At 42.7% G+C, this 20,923-nt stretch carries 19 protein-coding genes and 1 pseudogene; 16 read left to right on the top strand and 4 right to left on the bottom strand.

What is annotated here, in order from left to right; genetic code table 11:
* Positions 1-6 precede the first annotated feature (6 nt).
* Positions 7-720, bottom strand: coding sequence for a polyphosphate polymerase domain-containing protein (locus tag MKX35_RS22955; protein ID WP_076298420.1), 714 nt, complete (start codon positions 718-720; stop codon positions 7-9).
* Positions 721-939: 219 nt separating this feature from the next.
* Here MKX35_RS22955 and MKX35_RS22950 point away from each other — a divergent pair, with 219 nt between their 5' ends.
* From MKX35_RS22950 to MKX35_RS22935, 4 genes and pseudogenes are all read left to right on the top strand, one after another.
* Positions 940-2,181 (top strand): purple acid phosphatase family protein, encoded by a 1,242-nt coding sequence (locus tag MKX35_RS22950; protein WP_076298419.1) that lies wholly within the window; start codon positions 940-942, stop codon positions 2,179-2,181.
* 124 nt (positions 2,182-2,305) lie between these two features.
* Entirely contained in the window at positions 2,306-3,055 is a 750-nt protein-coding gene (locus MKX35_RS22945) for a MerR family transcriptional regulator (RefSeq protein WP_076298418.1), read from the top strand.
* A gap of 415 nt (positions 3,056-3,470) precedes the next feature.
* Positions 3,471-6,593, top strand: a pseudogene (locus tag MKX35_RS22940) (X2-like carbohydrate binding domain-containing protein); the annotation flags it as partial.
* A 63-nt stretch (positions 6,594-6,656) separates the two neighbouring features.
* A complete protein-coding gene (locus MKX35_RS22935) occupies positions 6,657-7,379 on the top strand; it encodes a X2-like carbohydrate binding domain-containing protein (RefSeq protein WP_341061125.1) in 723 nt (240 codons plus the stop codon).
* Between the two features lie 343 nt (positions 7,380-7,722).
* On the opposite strand, the gene MKX35_RS22930 is transcribed toward MKX35_RS22935, so the two are convergent.
* Positions 7,723-8,463, bottom strand: a complete 741-nt coding sequence (locus MKX35_RS22930) for an SDR family NAD(P)-dependent oxidoreductase (RefSeq protein WP_076283000.1) — start codon at positions 8,461-8,463, stop codon at positions 7,723-7,725.
* Positions 8,464-8,594: 131 nt separating this feature from the next.
* Here MKX35_RS22930 and MKX35_RS22925 point away from each other — a divergent pair, with 131 nt between their 5' ends.
* Both MKX35_RS22925 and MKX35_RS22920 read left to right on the top strand, forming a co-directional pair.
* Complete coding sequence (locus MKX35_RS22925; protein ID WP_076282999.1) at positions 8,595-9,488, top strand: LysR family transcriptional regulator; 894 nt, start codon at positions 8,595-8,597, stop codon at positions 9,486-9,488.
* Positions 9,489-9,879: 391 nt separating this feature from the next.
* Entirely contained in the window at positions 9,880-10,584 is a 705-nt protein-coding gene (locus MKX35_RS22920) for an SAM-dependent methyltransferase (protein ID WP_076299494.1), read from the top strand.
* A 104-nt stretch (positions 10,585-10,688) separates the two neighbouring features.
* Here MKX35_RS22920 and MKX35_RS22915 read toward each other — a convergent pair whose 3' ends face one another.
* Entirely contained in the window at positions 10,689-11,903 is a 1,215-nt protein-coding gene (locus MKX35_RS22915) for an MFS transporter (RefSeq protein ID WP_042193708.1), read from the bottom strand.
* A 173-nt stretch (positions 11,904-12,076) separates the two neighbouring features.
* On the opposite strand from MKX35_RS22915, the gene MKX35_RS22910 reads away from it, so the two are divergent.
* The 6 genes from MKX35_RS22910 (at position 12,077) to MKX35_RS22885 (ending at position 16,147) form a co-directional block, all read left to right on the top strand.
* Entirely contained in the window at positions 12,077-12,286 is a 210-nt protein-coding gene (locus tag MKX35_RS22910) for a hypothetical protein (RefSeq protein WP_076299493.1), read from the top strand.
* On the top strand, positions 12,283-13,245 hold the full coding sequence (locus tag MKX35_RS22905) for a phosphotransferase enzyme family protein (RefSeq protein WP_076299492.1): 963 nt from the start codon (positions 12,283-12,285) through the stop codon (positions 13,243-13,245). Before MKX35_RS22910 ends, MKX35_RS22905 begins: the two co-directional genes overlap by 4 nt.
* A gap of 60 nt (positions 13,246-13,305) precedes the next feature.
* On the top strand, positions 13,306-13,791 hold the full coding sequence (locus tag MKX35_RS22900) for a DUF3888 domain-containing protein (RefSeq protein ID WP_081382872.1): 486 nt from the start codon (positions 13,306-13,308) through the stop codon (positions 13,789-13,791).
* 179 nt (positions 13,792-13,970) lie between these two features.
* The gene (locus MKX35_RS22895; RefSeq protein WP_256716295.1) at positions 13,971-14,306 is read left to right on the top strand and encodes a ribbon-helix-helix domain-containing protein; all 336 of its coding nucleotides are present in this window, start codon (positions 13,971-13,973) and stop codon (positions 14,304-14,306) included.
* A 21-nt stretch (positions 14,307-14,327) separates the two neighbouring features.
* Positions 14,328-15,455 (top strand): DNA polymerase III subunit beta, encoded by a 1,128-nt coding sequence (gene dnaN / locus MKX35_RS22890; RefSeq protein WP_341044435.1) that lies wholly within the window; start codon positions 14,328-14,330, stop codon positions 15,453-15,455.
* 71 nt (positions 15,456-15,526) lie between these two features.
* Complete coding sequence (locus MKX35_RS22885; RefSeq protein WP_076282992.1) at positions 15,527-16,147, top strand: hypothetical protein; 621 nt, start codon at positions 15,527-15,529, stop codon at positions 16,145-16,147.
* A gap of 107 nt (positions 16,148-16,254) precedes the next feature.
* Here the strand turns inward: MKX35_RS22885 and MKX35_RS22880 are convergent, their stop codons facing one another.
* Positions 16,255-16,872 carry a nitroreductase family protein gene (locus tag MKX35_RS22880; protein WP_042187213.1) on the bottom strand — a complete coding sequence of 206 codons (618 nt, stop codon included), beginning with the start codon at positions 16,870-16,872 and terminating at the stop codon, positions 16,255-16,257.
* Between the two features lie 263 nt (positions 16,873-17,135).
* Between MKX35_RS22880 and MKX35_RS22875 the strand changes: the two genes are divergently transcribed.
* The 4 genes from MKX35_RS22875 to MKX35_RS22860 all read left to right on the top strand — a co-directional run bounded on the left by MKX35_RS22875 (position 17,136) and on the right by MKX35_RS22860 (position 20,641).
* A complete protein-coding gene (locus tag MKX35_RS22875) occupies positions 17,136-17,978 on the top strand; it encodes a DUF2785 domain-containing protein (protein ID WP_076283380.1) in 843 nt (280 codons plus the stop codon).
* Between the two features lie 208 nt (positions 17,979-18,186).
* On the top strand, positions 18,187-18,630 hold the full coding sequence (locus tag MKX35_RS22870; RefSeq protein ID WP_042187214.1) for a DUF1641 domain-containing protein: 444 nt from the start codon (positions 18,187-18,189) through the stop codon (positions 18,628-18,630).
* Between the two features lie 39 nt (positions 18,631-18,669).
* Entirely contained in the window at positions 18,670-19,848 is a 1,179-nt protein-coding gene (locus MKX35_RS22865) for an NAD(P)/FAD-dependent oxidoreductase (RefSeq protein ID WP_042187216.1), read from the top strand.
* A gap of 160 nt (positions 19,849-20,008) precedes the next feature.
* Positions 20,009-20,641: an SGNH/GDSL hydrolase family protein gene (locus MKX35_RS22860; protein WP_076282991.1), complete on the top strand. Its 633-nt coding sequence runs from the start codon at positions 20,009-20,011 to the stop codon at positions 20,639-20,641.
* Positions 20,642-20,923 lie beyond the last annotated feature (282 nt).

Here is a 20,923-nt window from a genome sequence, read left to right as displayed (position 1 = left end):
TCATAATCAATAATCCTCCCAAGTGTTAGTTTTTAAGAATTTGCGGCAGATCACATATTTTGAAGCGGACTGTCTGTTCAGCCCCTCTAACTGCAGCGCAATTTTAATGTATTCCGGAATGTACTCATCGAATTTCACTTCAAAAATAATAAAGTTCTCATCAATCGCCCGAATCGGATGCAAATCCTTATCAAAAATATCCGTCGAATGCAGACCGGTACGTAATTCTTTATCGAACGTGATCCGCACGTTGCCGTTGTGGCAAACATAGGGCTCGCGAACATAATCCACGATGACCTTCGGCCGAAGAAGGTTATGGCGCATCTGATTGTATAATTCCATGAACAGTGGACTGTCCGGGACATTCAGGACCTCATAGTTACCTGCCATGATCTCGTCGTACATTTGACGGGTCAGCGGCTCTTTAATTTTGGCGATATAATCGTCCATTTTGATTTTTTTCTCAAAGTGAATGATGTTGTCTTGAATGTTGTAGATACGAATACGATATTTGGCGCGTTCTCTGAGACCTCCGAGTTTGTCGGCAAGCGCCGAGTTGTTGATGTCGTCAAAATACAAACTGCGGATATGATATTCGCCACTTTCATTGGCATGCTGGTCTGTATCAATCAAACTCTGTAATCGTTGGCGTAATACAAGGTATTGATGATAGTTAATGAAGAATTTTAGTTCATGCCGGAATTGAAGCTTGTTACTCATTTTCCCACCTCGTTTCTATCTCTATCTCTGTCGTTGGCTAACCTTCTTGCACAACTAATTCTAGGAGACAGACCTTATGCTTAACTTAAAATAGACTGAATGTTAGCTGAATGTTTTACACTGCGTTAACAAAAGTATAGATCTATAGATTTGACTTCTGACTTTCTGGAAGGCTATCTTAGTTAGAAGACTAGAGAGAAAAATGAAGGAGGAGCCGTGATGAAAGACTATAAATTCGCCATCATCCTAGGGATAGTAGTGATTGTTCTGATCTTGGTGGCTGTTGGGATGGAGTGGTCCAAATCCGGGAGCTCCAAGAAATCATCAGCCCCGTATGATCTTGTTACCACCTTTAAGGGAGATGCGGGAACGAGTCGTGCGTTTACTTGGTATACTAGCGATTCCAATGCCGCAGGAGTTCTGGAGTTAGTAAAGGGACAGATGTCCACTTTTGTAGAATCGGATGTACTAAGGGTAGAAGCAAATAGTAGCACCATAAAAACGGACCATGGTCCCAGAGGTGTTCACAAAGCGGAGGTTACAGGACTTGAACCTGGGACGTTATATTCTTACAGAGTGGGCAGCGGGCTTGAGGGAGGATGGAGTTCAGTTGCGGAATTCACCACGGAAGAGGTTGAACTAGATAGTGTTACGTTTATCAACGTCGCGGATTCTCAAGGGGAGAGGGCGGATGATTTTAAGCTGTGGGGGAAGACATTGAGCAAGGCCGTTCAGACCTTTCCAGAGGCGAAATTTATTGTGCATAATGGTGACTTAACGGAGAACCCGGAGGATTCGGCGGGCTGGGATCAATTTTTTGGTAACGTGCAAGGCTTGCTTTCGGGGACACCATTAATGCCTGTTACGGGAAATCATGATCAGGTTGATGACGATGCGACGGACTTTACTTCTCATTTCAACCTGCCAGATAACGGGGCAAAAGGTTCTATTGCGGGCACCTCGTATTCCTTCGATTACGGTCCTGTACATGTGTCTGTATTGAATACGGAGAGCAATTTGAAAAAGCAAGCTGAGTGGCTGAAGCAAGATTTGAAGAGCACGGATAAGGAATGGAAGATTGTTGCGATGCACCGTCCGGCATACGGGGGCAATTCATATAAGAAGGTTGAAGATTGGACGAATATTTTTGATGCATATGAGGTCGATCTGGTGCTGCAGGGTCATAATCATGAGTACTCCAGATCCTACCCTTTGCGGGCTGGAAAAATCGTTCCTGAAGGTGAGAATCCGGTAGGTGCTAAAAAAGGTACGGTATATGTGGTGACCAATGCTTCCGGAGGGAAATTTAACGAGAAAAAAGAGGATCAGTTCTATCATGCGGTGCATTTTCAAAACTACAAGCAAATGTTCGCAGGGATTAGTGTTACCAAGGATAGTTTGACTTATCAGGCTTATGATGTGGATGGTAAGATGCTGGATGAATTTGTGCTTACGCATTAACCAGTAGTAGCTTTCTTCACCGTTAGGGTGGAGAGGGCTTTTTTGGGATTCTTCTGGATTTTTGATTTGACACTCCTCTTAGGGGAGGCATTAAGCTACTTAAGGAAAGGAGGAATGAACAACATTGTACACGGTAAAAGAAGTATCGGAACTGTCCAAGGTTACAATCAAAACGCTTCATCATTATCACAAGATCGGTCTTCTCTTACCAAGCAGGATAAGTGATGCTGGATACCGGTTGTATGGAACGAAAGAGCTGGAACGTTTGCAAGAGATTCTATTTTACAGAGAATTAGAATTTTCTTTAGATCAAATCAAGGAAATGATGGATCATCATTCGGACAGGTACTCTATTCTTTCGCAGCAGGAGGAGCTACTCCTTGGCCGCAAAGCCAGGCTGGATACGATTGTTCAGACATTACGTAAATCTATTGGTTATTTAAAGGATGGGGAGCGCATGGATAATAAGGAAATGTTCGAAGGATTTGAAAGCGAAAGAGAATGGAAAGAAGCGCTGATCGAGCAAAATCAATATTTGAAGGAATCGTATGGGATGGACTCTATTGAAGTTTTACCAGAAGATGTTCCGGATATGAATGAACAAGCACTTGAAGGCATGACATTTATGAATAAAATAGCAAGTTCATTAAGAGAAGGGTTAAAACATAACGATAAGGAAATAGAGAATTTGATTCGATGTCATCTTGAATTTATGAACAAACATGGCCATAACATATCTGTGAAAGACTTTGCAGCTCAGACTCAATTTTTCTTAAGTGATGACTTTCATCTTAAAATGCTTGAGAATCAGCAAACGGGGTTGGCTTATTATCTTTCTGCAGCAGCAGAGTCGTTTGCGGCAATAAATCAATAAAGTTAATCGAGAAACGGATGCCATCTCAAAAGGAGGCATCTGTTTTTTTTGAAATAGATTAATGTATATGCTTACGCTATAAATTATCCTTCTATTTCTCGCTTAACCGCTTACCGTCCTTATAGGACGCCTAAGGCATTTATGCTAGTGAAATGTAATCTAAGGTGTGAAAATGGTACGATTTTTAGAGACAAACTTCATGAAAATACAACCATTTTCTATCGATTATGAAAAACATTACCATTATAATGAAAGCGTTATCGGAAAAATTTAAATAGTCGAATTTAGGGGGGAGGGAAGAAGCAGGGATACAGAGTAGGAGGAAAACAAAAGCAAACCAATAAAATTGTAGGAGGCGTAAAACGTGATTCGTAATCGTATCCGAAAAACTGGATTGTTAATCCTGCTTGGCGCGATGATAGGCTCTTTATTCTCTGCATTCCCAGCTACTACTCATGCGGCCGCAAGTGAACCTTACAATTGGAAGAGTGTTGTAACGGGAGCCGGCGGTGGTTTTGTACCCGGAATTATTTTTAATCAGTCCGAACCCAATTTAATTTATGCCAGAACAGATATCGGGGGTGCGTATCGATGGAATCAGGCTACCTCTAGTTGGACTTCGATTAGTGACTCCGTAGGCTGGGTCGATTGGAATAAGAATGGTGTAGATGCCCTTGCTACAGATCCTATTGATCCGAACAAAGTCTATATGGCAACAGGTACTTATACTAACTCCTGGGATAATAACGGTCAGATCATGCGCTCTAGTGACCGGGGAAACACCTGGCAAACCACTCCGCTGCCTTTTAAGGTAGGTGGCAATATGCCGGGCCGCTCTGCGGGTGAACGCCTCGTCATTGACCCGAATAAGAATAATATTTTATTCTTCGGAGCCAGAAGTGGCAATGGGCTCTGGAAAAGTACGGACTCCGGTGTTACTTGGTCGAAGGTAACCTCCTTTACGAATGTAGGAACATATATTCAGAATCCGACACTGGATTACGGAAATGATCTTGTCGGCCTATCCTGGATTACGTTCGATAAAAGCACAGGAACACTTGGCAATGCGACTCAAACGATATATGTAGGGGTTGCCGATACAGCAAGCAGCGTATATCGAAGTACAGATGGAGGCGTAACTTGGACAGCTCTGGCAGGACAACCTTCAGGCTACTTGCCACATCATGGCGTGCTTTCATCTACAGGCGATCTGTATATTACTTATAGCAATGGTGTAGGTCCTTATGACGGAAGTAAAGGTGAGGTTTGGAAATACAATAAAACAAGCGGTGCATGGACGAACATCAGTCCTTCAACCGGAACGGATAATTGGTATGGCTTCGGTGGTTTAGCTGTGGATGCACAGAATCCTAACACAGTTATGGTATCCAGTTTAAATGCTTGGTGGCCTGATGAAGTGATTTTCCGCAGTACTAACGGTGGTGCAACATGGAGCCGAATTTGGGACTGGGGCAACTATCCAGAACGAACTTATAAGTTCAGTATGGATATCACAGCAGCACCTTGGCTCGATCATGGAACGACTTCGACCTCGCTTGATCCTTCACCGAAACTGGGCTGGATGATGGGCGATCTGGAAATTGACCCTTTCAACTCTAACCGGATGATGTATGGTACGGGGGCCACCATTTATGGCTCGAACAATTTGACCTCATGGGATACCGGAGGCAAGGTGAATATCTCGGTTATGGCCAAGGGTGTGGAGGAAACGGCTGTGCTCGGACTGATAAGCCCACCAACGGGAACCTCCCATTTGATCACTGCACTTGGTGACGTTTCTGGTTTCCGTCATGAGGATTTGTCGGTAGCTCCAACTAAATTCCAGACCAGTCCTTCATGGGCAACAACAATGAGTATCGATTATGCAGAGTTGAGTCCATCTTATATGGTACGGGTAGGCAGTGCAGATAAAGAGAAGACACCAAGTATGAAATCCATTGGTATCTCTAACGATGGTGGTGTGAACTGGTACATGCCAAATTCAGAACCGTCAAATGGCACCAAAACAACAGTAGGGCATGGACAAGTAGCTGTGTCTGCAAGTGGGAACTCTATTTTGTGGAGCACCTCGGATATTGGTGTGTACTACTCCAAAACAACGGGTAACTCTTGGACAGCAAGCGCCGGATTACCTGCAGGAGCAAAAGTAGCATCTGACCGAGTGAATGCTAACAAATTTTATGGTTTTTTTGCTGGGGTCTTCTATGTTAGTGTGGATGGCGGAGCTACATTTACTGCCACTTCAGCTTCAGGTTTCCCAACCAATAATGTAGCTGGATTACAGCCGAATGAAGCTCAGATCAGCATGAAGGCAGTACCAGGTATTGAAGGTGACATCTGGTTTGCAGGAGGAAATACGACTGAGAATAAGTATGGTTTGTGGCACTCCACGAACTCTGGTGCGAGCTTCACGAAGTTAACCAACGTACAAGAAGCTGATCTCATTGGTTATGGAAAGGCTGCGCCGGGTCAAACTTATATGGCACTGTACACGGTAGCGAAGATTGATGGCGTGCGGGGTGTCTTCCGTTCCGATGATGTTGGCGCAACTTGGGTTCGTATTAATGACGATGCCCACCAATACGCCAAGATTAATATGGCGATTACTGGTGACCCAAGAATTTACGGACGTGTATATCTCGGAACGAATGGCCGAGGCACATTGTATGCTGATCCTGTCAATCTACCAGCTACAGGCTCAACCATTACTCCAACAACTGCAAGCTTCGATAAGAAAACAGCGAATCAGGCCGACGTCGCAGTAACGCTGACACTGAATGGAAATACGCTCAGCACGATCAAGAACGGAACGGCGACATTGGTTACTGGTACAGATTATACGGTCAGTGGATCTACTGTGACCATTAAAAAAGCGTATCTAGCGACGCAAGCGGTAGGAACAAACACGCTGACGTTTAGCTTTAGCGCAGGGGCTAATCAATCATTGGCGGTTGCGGTGACGGATACGACAATACCAGTAACTAACTCCACGATAACACCAACAACCGCAAGCTTTGATAAGAAAACAGCGAATCAGGCCGACGTCGCAGTAACGCTGACACTGAATGGAAATACGCTCAGCACGATCAAGAACGGAACGGCGACATTGGTTAGTGGTACAGATTACACGGTCAGTGGATCTACTGTGACCATTAAAAAAGCGTATCTAGCGACGCAAGCGGTAGGAACGTCCACGCTGACGTTTAGCTTTAGCGCAGGGGCTAATCAATCCTTAGCGGTTGCGGTGACGGATACGACAACACCAGTATCCAACTCCACGATAACCCCGACAATAGCAGGCTTTGATAAGAAAACTACGAATCAAGCAGACGTAGCAGTAACTATGACGTTGAACGGAAACACGCTCAGCACGATCAAAAACGGAACGGCGACATTGGTTACTGGTACAGATTACACGGTCAGTGAATCTACTGTGACCATTAAAAAAGCGTATCTAGCGACGCAAGCGGTAGGGACGACCACGCTGACGTTCAGCTTTAGCGCAGGAGCGACGCAATCCTTAGCGGTTGCGGTAACGGATACGACAACACCAGTAACTAACTCCACGATAACCCCAACAATGGCAGGCTTTGATAAGAAAACTGCGAATCAAGCAGACGTAGGAGTAACTATGACGTTGAACGGAAATACGCTCAGCACGATCAAAAACGGAACAGCCACCCTCGTAGCAAGCACAGATTATACAGTGAGTGGTTCTACAGTAACGATCAAGAAAGAGTATCTGGCAACCCAAGCGTTGGGAAGCACTACGCTTACCTTTGAGTTTAGTGCAGGAACCACACAATCCTTGGTTGTCACGATTGCGGATACGACAGTAGCTCCTACTGCAGCATTGAAAGTACAGATGTATAATAGTTCATTGTCTGCTTCCGGAAATACGTTGAATCCAAAGTTTAAGCTGGTGAATACGAGCACAAGTGCTGTGACACTCTCTGATGTGAAAGTGAGATACTATTACACTATTGATGGTGAGAAGGCACAAAGCTTCTTCTGCGACTGGTCACAGGTGGGAAGCGCGAATGTAACAGGAACATTTGTAAAATTGCCAACAGCTAAAGCAAATGCGGATTATTATCTGGAGGTTGGTTTCTCAAGTGCAGCAGGTTCACTTGCGGCGGGTGCGAGTATCGACATTCAGGTGCGTGTGTCTAAAGAGGATTGGACGAATTACACTCAAACCGGAGATTTTTCTTTTAATGCGGTGGATACTAATTATGTGGACTGGAGCAAAACACCAGCATACGTGTCAGGAAACTTGATTTGGGGTAGTGAACCTAACTAAAGACATCACCAATATTTATGCAATAGAGGCTGTCCTAGAAGTAGAGAATTCTACTTTTGGGGCAGCTTCTATCTTTATAAAATAGACCAAACGACGATCGAGCGGGCTAGAGAGGAATTAGGGAAAAACTCCCTGAAAATAGCCGAGTTTAGCCTTAAATGAACGAAAACAAGGAATTCCTCCCTAAAAATCAGGGGGATTTCTTTATTTTCCAGCAAATCAGCTAAATTATAGGGAGGTTTTCCGTAATTACTATTTGGATGAGTAGATATGTCAGAATTACAGGGAGAAATTCCCTAATTATTCTATCGGCACTTCAATTGATATGCCATTTGTTTAGTTGTTACAACGTTTGTCCACTATCTACCGTAATGATCTGTCCGGTCATTGCTTCCTGTTCGAGTGTTGCGCAGACGAATTGAGCGATATCCTCAGTGGATGATATACGCTGGAGCAGCAGATTAGGTGCTAATTTATGCATCTGTTCTTCTCGACCAGACCACCATCTGGTAGCAACAGCTCCCGGTGCGACACAGTTCACTCTAATAGTTGGAGCTAGCGCATGGGCGAGAGATTTCGTGAGGCCATGAACAGCAGCTTTGGAGACCGCATAAGGAAGGGAAGAGCCTAAGCCAGTTTGTCCGGCGATGCTGCCGAGATTGACGATGGTGCCTGAACCGCTCAGGTTCATATACGGAGCAACTGCTCTGGCGCAGAAAAACATTCCTTTCACATTCACATCATAGAGTTCATCCCAGACTTCCTCTGTTGCTTTTTCCAGATCACCCAGCGCAATATGTTTAGTAATACTGGCGTTATTCACCAGCAGATCTACCGTCCCAAAATGCTGAATAATCGAATGGACCATACTTCGCACTTCCTGATCCTTAGAAACATCGGCTTGTACTGCTATCGCTTGCCCACCTTGATTTATAATCGTATTCACGGTTTCATTAGCTTCCGCCTCGGATCTAGAATAGTTCACTGCAACAAGGACTCCGCGTCGGGCTAATTCTAGACTTACAGCTTTGCCAATTCCAGTACCTCCACCAGTTACTAAGGCTACTTTATTGTTAAGATCCATCCTTATTCACTCCTTTGGTTGGCGTATGTTGTTGATATAGAGTATTCTATAGTGATTATTAGATTTCGTATAATTGAATTAATTGAATATTTGGTTCAATTTATTTGAATTAAGTAGTGGAGGGCTCAGGAATGGATCTAAAAACAATAAAAACCTTTCAAACCATTGTGAGTTCAGGAAGCTTTAACCGTGCAGCAGAGGAATTGAATTATGCCCAATCCACGGTCACGATGCAAATGCAGAGGCTTGAATCCGACTTAGGATGTCAACTGCTTGAGCGGGGAAAACAAATCTGCTTAACAGAAGCTGGTAGATTGTTTTATGAAGAGAGCTTACATATTGTTAAGGATATGGAGCGGTTGCAGAGCCGTTTGGTCGATTTGAAGATAGGTGAGGCTGGCAACCTCCGCATAGGGGTAACGGATCCGACGGCGAGCTATCGTTTGCCGCAGCTGTTAAGCAGCTTTATGACGCAGTTTCCGAAAGTGAAAGTCTCCGTGGAGATCGCGGGAACCGCTGCACTCAGTGAACTGCTTTTGCGAGGCGAAATTGATATGGCTGTATGTTCAGCGCCAGAGCTGGGTAAGGAGCTTTATTTTGAACCCTTATTTACGGAGGAATTTGTGTTACTTATGCCAGAAGAGCATAGGCTAGCTTCCAAGGAGAATATCACGCCAGAGGATTTACAGGATCATCGGTTACTTATTACGGCAGCAAACTGTCCTTATCGCAAAAAATTAGAAAGTGTGCTACAGGAATCAGGTGGTGCACCGTTCGATACTATGGAGATTGGAAGCATGTCGGCTCTAAAATATTTTGTAGAAAGTGGCTTAGGCGTCGCTCTTGTCCCTGAGATAGTCTTGAATCCGGCCCCTGCAGGAACGGTAGTGCGAAAACTGGAGGGAAAGGTTATCGATATGACCTGCGGTATCCTATGTAAACTTTCGGATTATCCCTTGAAGCTGGCGAGCTCCAGATTGTATCATTTTTTAAAGCAGGAGCTATCCGCGACAAGGATATTTTGAATTTTAAACGAATTGTATGTATTAGGAAAAAAAGAGAGGGCGGTGCTTGATGTTTTTAAGGAGAAAATTCAGTTTCTGGTTTTCGATTATTAGTATCATCATCTGTCTGGGTGATTATTTGGGGATTGAGATCGCAAACATCATTCTTGTACGACTTAATCCAATTATAGATACGCTGATTTTCATGAAGCCCTTTGCAAACTGGATGGTTGATGTTAATAATACGGAATGGGCTGCAAGCAGTATATTAATCAGCGTCAGATTTCCCACGTATGTAATTCATTTTGGGACGTTCCTAATTTTAGGACTTCTTATAGATTATCTTATACATATATTTAAACAGAAGTAAAAAGCGAGCAGTATTAGCCGAGATGAGGAAAGGTGAGATGAGATGAGCGGAGCAGAGGGAAAGCTTGAGTTGGAGAGGATTGTTTTTATAGGAAGGACCTTTGAGGAGTATTTGCAGATGTTCAAATTGAAAGAAAAGGATCTTGTAGGCAGGCGGATTTTGGATTGTCCTGCAGGTGCCTGCTCTTTTACAGCGATATCGAATCAGTTAGGGAGTGACGTGACTGCTGCGGATATCGCTTATTATTACTCTGCGGATGAGCTTGAAGATAAAGGTGTTCAAGATATTGAGCATGCTATGTCTGAACTGGTTAAGGTACAGGGCAATTTTGTATGGGACTACTTCAAGTCTATAGAGGATTTGACACAAGCGAGGAGTAGGGCTTTAAACGATAACATCAGGGATCAGAGACAAACCCCGGAGCGATATGTTCCTGTGATTTTACCTAATCTGCCGTTCAATGATGAGGACTTTGATCTGACATTGTCTGCGCATTTCCTATTTATGTATAGTGATCGGCTGGACTATGATTTTCATCTAAAGACTATTAATGAACTTATGCGGGTGACTAGAGGAGAGCTTCGTATTTTCCCTTTAGTTGATCTGTCTTGTAAAAGATATGAGCATCTAGATCGCCTTATAGATGAGATGGTTCAACAAGGTTTCGCTGTGGAGGAGATGGAGGTTCCTTATGAATTTCAAAAAGGGGCAAATCAGATGCTGAGCATTAGAAGAATGAAGCCATAAAATAGTAGATAGCTATAGTTTGTAAAATAAAATACGAGGGCGTCTCTAAGCTATTTTCATCGCTTTGGAGGCACCCTCGTTTTTAAATATAACCCTATAAAAAATTATGCCACTTTCTCTTTACGTTCTGCTACATAACAAGCAATCCCCAGTACCAGACCGAGTCCTACCAGAACGGCACCGACCCATGGCAGCGAAGTAATCGCAAGATGAGAAATGACCCATCCGCCGATGAAGGCACCTGTTGCGTTTCCGAGATTACCTGCGGAATGACTGGTTGTAGAAGCGAGTGCAGGAGCGGCCTGAGCCAGACTCATGATCCGTATTTGTAGTCCTGGCATGACCGCAAAGGATACCAAACCCCAGAAGAATATTGTGATGACCGCAGCTACTGGACTATGCATTGTGAAGGAAAAGATCGTAAGAATGACACTAACCGCGAAATAAAGTCCCACGATAGAAGGCATCAGCTTCCAATCTGCAAGCTTCCCGCCAACGATATTCCCGATGGTTACACCACAGCCGAAGAGAACTAGAATCCATGTCACACTATGCTCGGCAAAGCCGGTAACTTCCATTAGCAGTGGTGCTATATAAGTGAACACTGTGAACAAGCTGGCGTTACCAAGCGCACCGATCAGTAAGAATAGAAGCAGTTTAGGATTAGCTAGCGCAGAAATTTGCTGGATTACACTAGCAGGTTTGTCTTGTTTAATCTTTGGAATGAAAATAAGAATGCCGATTAGTGCAGCGACGCCCATGACTGCTATCGCAGCAAATGAGGCGCGCCAGCCCATGTTTTGCCCAATAAATGTTCCTAGAGGAACACCGATGATATTAGCAATCGTTAGACCAGCCATCATAATGGATACGGCTCCGGCCCGCCTATTGGGCTTGACCAGATTAGAAGCGATCACTGCACCAACGCCAAAGAAAGTCCCGTGTGTTAAAGCTGTGATGATACGAGCAACCATAAGAACGGTATAGTTTGGAGCAAATACAGAGATTCCGTTGCCTAGAATAAATAATACCATGAGCAGGCATAACAGTTTCTTTTGCGGAATTCGTTGTGTAAGGATGGTTAGAATAGGAGCACCGACGGCTACCCCAAGGGCATACATCGTGATGAGCTGACCTGCAGTAGAAATACTAACCTGTAAATCTTTGGCGACATTTGGTAAAATACCCATGATGACAAATTCAGTCATTCCAATGGCAAAAGCGCCTACCGTAAGCGAAAGAATAGAGATGGGGAAAGGTTCTTTGCGTGTTTTTTCCACACGGGCTGGTTCCTTGTTGAGGTTTGGAATTGCGTTCATGGTGCCGATGTTCAACCTTTCTTCTGTCTGTAATGAAGCTCCACCCTTATTAAGATGATAGATCCGACAAGTAGTACTGCTTTATATTATTTAGTTTTCTGAAATTATTTTCAAGAGAAATATTTATTTCAAATATTTTCATTTTAAATAATCATAGAAGGGATGAATTATTCATGATGGATGAAGGTGTAGTCCAAGTGCTCGAATTACCGGAAATGAAGCTAATACGCTTGAGTATTACTTCTTCCTTTGTAGGGCACGAGACGGAAAGAGTAGAAGCGATGAAGCGAGAGCAGTATGTTCATGCACTGGCTATTGAAGTCTATCAGTTTGCTAATCCTACGTGGCCTGATGAGGTTGATGTGTACATTCCATTGCGATGAGAAATAATTATAAGCAAGCAGCTTTAATGGCGCTCCAGCACTTTGACCTCGATTGGACACAGATTCGTTTCAACCAACGATCGGACACCTGCACTTTTGTAATAGAGACAAATAAAGAGGGGACTTTTTTGCTGCGTCTTCACTCGGGGAGATCTAAAGAAGAAATTAACTCCGAAATCGCTTGGCTGGAGCTTTTGAAGAGCAAAATTGATGTCCCCCTGCCGAAAGGCGTTCATGATCGAACGGGTTCTGTTACGTTCAAAGTGGAGCAAGGTAATGAGGATGGTATATATGCATCGTTAATGCGCTGGGTTGAAGGCGAACATGCGAACGAAAGACTTACCGAAGAACAAATTTACAAAGAAGGCGTTCTATTAGCCAAGCTACATAAAGCGGCACAGGAGCTTGAGTTACCTCCAGGCTTTAATCGTCCTGTGTGGGATGAACATAGCTTTAGAAAAGCAATGCTCCGATTAAAGCTGCACTACCATAGTTTTCTTTCGGATGATGAGTTCGTGCTGTATCAGTCTGCGGCTGAGAAATTATACGGCTGGTTAAGCAAGCAACATAAAAATAAGAACAGAAGGACATATGGGGTCATCCATGGTGATTTACATCAAGGGAACATCATATTTAAAGAGGGTGAACCTCGACCGATTGATTTCGGAAGATGCGGCTGGGGATATTATCTTTATGATGTGGCACATACCATTCTAGGGTTGTATCCTTTACAAAGAGAACTGGTCATTAAGGGTTACGAAAGTGGGGCAAAGCTTGATGGGGAGTGGTTTCAGACTTTAGAGAATTTTACGGTCATGGTTATGATCGAAAATTATTGCCATCACGCACCCGACCCTAGAGAAACCGCGGGACTGAAAGCAGAACAGCCTTATGCGCAAGCGATTCTAAGGAATTATCTTAGGGGAGATCCCTTTCTTTTTAACACAATTGAGATTTAGCGTATAAAAATAGGGCCTCATTGGGGAATTTATAAAAAGTTCCCTAAGGAGGCTATTTTGATGAAAAAAAGCTGGATTGCTCCTCTTCTTATCGCAGTTATGTTCTTGCTGGGGCAACAACCTTGCTCCGCTAATGGGTTAGTTCAACCGCAAGCCGAGGCTCCGTCCAGAGCTGATTCGGAACCGAAGCTTCCAGATCAGGATTCCCGCGAGCTCATGTACAAAGACACAATGATGCTCTTTCTTTTACCCCATATTGAGAAAAAAATGGCTGAGATTTATGCGCCACTTCTGACGGTAACTCCTACAGTGTATCCTTATTTAGTAGATGTTACAGATATAAAGCGAGTGAATGGATTTCGTCGGTTTGATTTCTTAATTACACTCAATATACACCCTACAGTGGGTCCACATCTTTCCGTTGGAGAGGATACTATGACTTTTAGAATCACTCCTGGTCCTAAGGTGAAGTTAGAATCATTCAAGCATTTGAGAGACCCACGAAAGTCTGACCTTACACCAAATTACCAGAATATCTTGAGATAGTGCGGTAATTAACTCTTTCAATCACAATTTCGAACGCTTAGCCAGTTAACCACACACTCCGATCTATGGGGTGTTTTTTTTGTGTCTAGAATGGTGGTGGATTATTGGCATGTATGGTATTATGAAAATAGTGGATTTATTGATTTTAGTTACTAAATTCAAATTATGAGGTGTAAGGATTGAGTGATCATAAATTCGAAGACGAACACAGAGATGAAATTTTAAGTGAATTCAATTCTAAAATCACAAGCGATGTCACAAGTAGTTCTAAGGATAAAGTTAAGGTAGGCGTAGCTACTAAAGACGGGCAGTTAGGGTTTCTTTTTACGAGGGGAGGTCTTCGGGAAGGGGCTGGCAGAAAAAGCACCGGTATAACTAAAAAGGTATCTTTGACGTTACCAGAAAACATCTGGCAGGAGATAGAGCAGGCTTGTGAGGAACAGAACGTATCTCGCTCCCAAGTATTTCGGAACATTATTGAGGCACATTTTGCAAAGGAATCTAAGGAGAGTTAGGTGAGGTCTTTGCTAATCCATGTGTCAAAAGATTCTCTTAGCACTGCACTACAAGCAGCCTTAAAAGCTATATCCGCGAATAGTTCCTCCCGTGTTCTTTCCGGAATACATATTCAGGCGCAAGCGGAGGGTCTGACTTTAACAGCCAGCAATATAAGAATGACCATTGAATATAAGCTTCCTGTGAAGATGGATTCGATGATTGTACACAAACCAGGTGAGATCGTAGTGCCCGCATGTTATTTTTATGAGATCATCCGCAAGCTTGACCCTGGATTAATTAGGCTGGAAATCGCAGAGACATTGATTCTAAATATCCAATCGGGCTATACTCAGTTTCGTTTATGCGGGATGGACACTGCAGAATTTCCGAGAATCCATTACGTGGATCATCCAAACACCAAAAAGATACGCATGAAGAACACACTTTTGAAGCAAATATTTAAACATGTGGTTTTTGCGGTCTCTTCGTTGGAAACAAGACCTGTGCTCACAGGTGTTTCACTTCAAATAGATAATCAAAACATTCGCGTAGTCGCCACTGATGGCATCCGCCTCGCTCAGCAAGTTGTTGAAAACGTAGAAGATTACGGAGTAAGTCCTTTAAATGTTATTATACCGGGCAGCACCCTTGAGGATCTTTTAAAAATAATAAACGATGATGAGGGCAGCAGCACCCAAATCGAGATAGGTCAGAAACAAATCAGATTTATTTCTGATGGCTTGAGGGTTCAGTCTGCGCTACTTGAGGGCACTTATCCCTATGTTGATAATTTAATTCCACAAGTATATATATCCGAAGTGATCGTTAAGACAGAGCGTTTGTTGCGTGTGGTTGAACGTATTGCTATATTGGCTGGTGAAAGTGTAACGCTCGGTGTATATCACTCCGGTATACTTCATTTAATATCCAGGACCGCCGACGTGGGTGAGGCAAAAGAGGAGATTCCATTGGAGTATCTAGAAGGTGAATATTTTCGAGTAGCTTTTAACGGGAAATATTTCAGAGACATCCTTCGGGCGATCGATAGTGATACGCTTAGAATAAGGTTTGCTGGAAAAGAAAGACCACTGGTGATACAGCCTGTAGACATGACTTCGTCCACACTTTTTTTAATTACACCAATGAGGACGCAGGATGGAGGATAGGCATATGAGCTTGCTAAGAAGAGTTCTCTTTGCTGAAAAAATATTATATTAATTACTTGGAGGAATGATCTATGAATCTGTTTCAGATGGGATCAAAGCCGCTTGGTACCGAACGAATCACAGCATTTTTAGAGGATAATTATGTGAGTATCGGATATCCCGGAATAGGGGATTTGGAGAACATCAGTAAAGTGGAGCTCCGTGATCGGATGATTCATGCATACCAATACAGTGAGTTGGAGCTTACAGAACATATACAAGCCATTCAACTCTTCGTACATACGATGCAGGATGGCGATTATGTGCTGGTGTGTGATGGAGATTGGGTACATTTAGGTGATCTAGGCGATTATTTTTACAATGAATTATTTGACACGCCAGACATCGGTACATGCCATCGACGTGGTGTAACTTGGCTGAAAAGTCTTCCTATAACCGATCTAAACGCAGGGATAAAAGAGTTTCTTAGCAGTAGTGGAGTGGTCAAACAGTATAAGGGGCCGATGCCTAGTGCTCGTGTGGATCTGTGGATTACAGGTTCTTCTGATTCAGAGCAAGCGATGAGTAATCGAATGCATGTGGATGAAGAGACATTATCAATGGCGCTCGATATTTTGAAGGAAGCTCTTGTTAGTGAGAACGCCGAACGACGGGAACGAGCAGCGATTGCAATTCTTCAGTATGCTAAGTAGTGAAGAAAGATTTAAGCTCCACATCCTTAGTAAAAAAGCGTTCCATCCGAACTTCAAATATCGGATGAAACGCTTTTGTTGTATCTATCGATATCTTCCAATAACCCTCAGATAAATTCAACGAATTCATTGACCGGTTTACGATAGCCACGTGGTCTGATTTTATGTTTCTTGTCTTTGCCGATAGTGATCAGCATAACCGGTACCATATGATCGGGTAGATTTAAAGTGGATTGAATCGCTTCCGGATCAAAGCCGATCATCGGGCAGGTATCCCATCCTTTATCTTTGGCAATCAGCATGAAGTGCATGGCAGAGAGTGAAGCATTCCGAATAGCCTCATCTCTTTGGAAAGCATCATTTCCTTTGTATGCATTGTTAATCGTTTCTATCTCTGCATCATAATCCTCTTGACTCATAGCCCCTAAAGCTTTAAGTCCTCCGAAGATTTCTGGGGCTTTCAGATAAGCATTCTTATCCCCGAGTACCACTATTACCGCTGAGGCGGAGTGGATTTTATATTGACCGTAAGCCGCTTTACGAATCTCATCTTTTAAATTCTCATCAGAAACCACTTTATAATTGGCATGTTGAAGATTATATGCAGATGGAGCCAATCTGGCGTAAGAGAACATTTCCTCTAGTTCATTCTGAGGGATCTTCACCCCTTCAACAAAATTCATAGCAGACCTGCGGGATTCAATCAAATCTGTAAAAGCGCTCATGAGTTATTCCTCCATATGTTATGTATTTGCTTGTTAATTATAAATAAGTGATATTTATAAATGAACTAACTATTAGTTACTAACTCAAAATAGCACAGTTAATTATATTCGTCAATGATTAAATTCACTTCATTTACATTCAGCTCTCTAAGTACTTTGGAATGTCGAAGAATAATTACTATGTTGTAAAATATTGGGATGTAAATTAGGATATTAGGATACGAAAAATTTAAATTGCTTTTATTAATGAAAGGGTGGGAATGTTGAACGATACTAGAGAGCAGTTGATAATTGACTTGCAAAGAATTGAAGAGAACGATTACGAGCTTAAAAGTGGGGAGCAATTAAGGGATTATGTGAAATTGATGCTTGAGTACATAGGAGATCCACAGCCGAAGCTACGAGATGACTTGATCTATTCCACCTTCTACAAATGGATTAACGAGAAACAATGGTTTAGTGATGCGGAGCTTCGTGAACTACTTTTGATTCTCCTTGATGAGCAGCATTTGTTCTATTACATTGGCAGCAAAGAAGATCAGGCTGTGTTCACAAGAACGTTTTCGGTACTGATCGTTGCGCTGATTCTTCAACGGCATAGGGAACAGGCTTTTTTAGCTAGCGCAGAGTTTACAAATGTGAAGGAAGCGCTGATTAGATATTATGAGGAAGAACTGGATTTACGAGGATTTATGCCAGAAGAAGGCTGGGCACATGCTGCAGCCCATGGCGCAGATGCCTTGGATGAACTGGTACTCTGCTCGGAGAGTGATGCTGCAATAAGAGAAGAGGTTTTGGCAGTCATCCAAAGGATGCTTTACAACGATCAGCACATATTTAGCGACGAAGAAGATGAACGGATCGCTACGATTGTAGCTACAATGATAGATCATCATTTACTTCCACAACAATCTATTGTCGACTGGATTCGCAACTTGGAGCAATGTGGGGGGTGGCCGAGAAGCCGAGGCCAGTACGTTGCTCGTGTGAACACCAAAAATTTCGTTCGTTCTCTGTATTTTAGATTGCTACCATTAAAGAACAATCCGGCAATGGTCGAGGTTTTATTGAAAGCGGAGATGAATTTGAATGAATTTACACAATAAGCATTTAATCATCTATGCATGTATAAAAAATATCGAAAATTATGACTAATTTATTTTAATGTAATAAAAATCACAAAACTTTAGAAAAAATCAAAAACTTTGTGACATTTATAACTTGATAAGTGCTATAATAGAAATATGGCGTTATAAGTTTTTATTTTTTTATTACTATTAAGCAGCAAAGCTTATTTGCAGAGGAGATTCGGATATGTCAGAAACAATCACTCAAACACAACCTGAGCAAGAATCACCAAAATTAGCTGTCACTCAAGAACAAATGAATGTTCTAGAGCAGCTATTGAAGCCTGAAGTTCAGGAGTCGTTAACTGTCTTAGTGGAACAGTTGCCAAAATTAACAGAGCTTGTCGGCGTGCTCACAAAGTCATATGACTTTGTTCAAACTGTTGCTGCGGATGAAGTCTTGAAAAGTGATACGGTAAGTGCAATTAAAGAACTTGCTGAACCAGTGGTGCATTCGGCGAAGAATATGGCAGCTACAGTGATCGAAGCGCAAGATCGTGCGAATGAAAATAGCGATGTGATCGGTGTATTTGGTCTTATGAAGATGATGAAAGATCCACAAGCACAGAAGCTTTTCCGTTTCGTAAATGCTTATCTTCAAGTTGCCGGCGAACGCAGTCAACAGAAATAATATTTTTTATATCTCATTCGTAAGGACGGAGGAAACATCATGTCTAAACATATTGTCATTCTAGGAGCAGGTTATGGTGGTCTACTAAGCGCCTTAACTGTACGCAAGTACCTGAAGAAGGACGAAGCTAAAATTACAGTCGTTAATCAATATCCTACACATCAAATTATTACAGAATTGCATCGTCTTGCAGCGGGTAGTGTTGCAGAAGGTGCTGTTGCTATGCCATTAGCTAAGCTTTTTGCAGGTAAAGATATCGACCTGAAAATTGCAAAGGTGAATTCTTTTTCTGTTGAGAACAAACAAATTACACTATCTGATGGTGTGACATTGTCCTACGATGCTTTAGTTGTGGGTCTTGGAAGCACTACGGCTTATTTTGGCATTCCAGGTCTTGAGCAATACAGTATGGTTTTGAAATCGGCAGCAGATGCTAACAGAATTCATCGTCATATTGATGAGCGTATCCGTGAATATGCGAAGTCTAAAAATCCAGCGGATGCAAGCATCCTAATCGGTGGCGGTGGCTTAACAGGTGTTGAACTTGTTGGTGAAATCGCTGATGTGTTGCCAACACTCACTAAGAAATATGGCGTGGATCCTAAAGAAATTAAACTGATGTTGGTTGAAGCAGGCCCTAAGATTTTACCAGTATTGCCAGATGCATTGATCGAACGCGCAGTGGCAAGCTTAGAAAAACGTGGTGTTCAATTCTTGACAGGACTACCTGTTACGAATGTAGCGGATAATGTCATTGACTTGAAAGATGGTCAAAAAATTATTGCTAACACCTTCGTATGGACTGGCGGCGTACAAGGAAATCCACTGATTGGTGAGTCCGGTCTTGAAGTGAACCGTGGTCGTGCAACGGTAAATGAATTCTTGCAATCCACATCACACAAAGACGTATTCGTTGCTGGTGACAGCGCCGTTGTCTTTGCCGAAGATGGTCGTCCATATCCACCAACTGCACAAATCGCTTGGCAAATGGGCGAATTGATCGGGTACAATCTTTATGCATACTTGAAGGATAAATCATTTGAATCCTTTAGTCCGATCAACTCAGGTACGCTTGCGAGCTTAGGTCGTAAAGACGGTGTAGCCATCGTTGGTGCTAGCTCAACTCCGCTAAAAGGATTACCTGCAACCTTGATGAAGGAAGCAAGTAATATTCGTTACTTGTCCCACATTAAAGGATTGTTTAGCTTAGCTTATTAATTGTATTATTGGAAAACCTGCTCTAATTTGAGCAGGTTTTTTTGTTGATCTCTAGTGGTTTCTACCATGAATTGTTAATGATTGTCCTAGTACGTAGTATTCATTTTTGATATACTATATTGGCTAATATTAACAGGGGAAAATAGGGGAGGATTACGTGATGTTATTCCGACAAAACGATGTCATTCTGTTTCAAGGCGACAGTATAACGGATTGGGGTCGTAATTATGATGATGCTTCATCGCTTGGTGTAGGTTATGCATTGATGGTCGCCGCTCGTCTGGGGCATTTATATCCTGAGAAGAATCTTACGTTCTATAATCGTGGAATTAGCGGCAACCGTGCAGTAGATTTGCAGGAACGCTGGGAGAAGGATTGCCTGAATCTGAAGCCGACTTGGGTGTCCATATATATTGGGATAAATGACACTTGGCGCCGCTTTGATTCTGGTCAGGAAACAACGCCTGAACAATTTGAAGCTGCGTATCGTGACCTGATCGAACGCACGCAGCATTCGCTGGCTGCTAATTTAGTCTTAATCGAGCCATTTGTGTTGCCTGTCCCAGAAGATCGTAGAACTTGGCGCCAGGATTTGGACCCTAAAATTCACATTGTTCGTGAATTGGCACGTGAATATGGTGCATTACTTGTTCCGTTGGATGGCCTGTTTGCTGCGGCATCCGTGAAAGCAGAGCCTGCTTATTGGGCTCCGGATGGAGTACATCCATCACCTGCGGGCCATGCACTTATTGCAGAGGCTTGGCTTAAGACGGTTAGCGCAATTCAAGCTTAATCGTCTGATCATATCACTACATATTTACTTGATTTTATAAGACTAGAACCACTCATTAAAGGAGCAGGTTATAGTCTTTTTTTTAAATATAAGAATTTATATGCTCCATGCTATAAATTATCCTTATATTTCTCGCTTAAACACTTGCCGTCCTTATAGGGAAGCCGAAGGCATTTATGCTTGTAATGGTTCGGAAAGTCGATTTCTTTATATTTATGGACGCTGTTATAATTAGGTTATGTTTCTTTTCTTGGAGGTGGTTCGCATTAGGAAATTACTATG

The organism is Paenibacillus sp. FSL R5-0923, from assembly GCF_038009145.1.
Classification (GTDB): Bacteria; Bacillota; Bacilli; order Paenibacillales; family Paenibacillaceae; genus Paenibacillus_AQ.
This window is presented reverse-complemented; position numbering and strand designations above follow the sequence as displayed.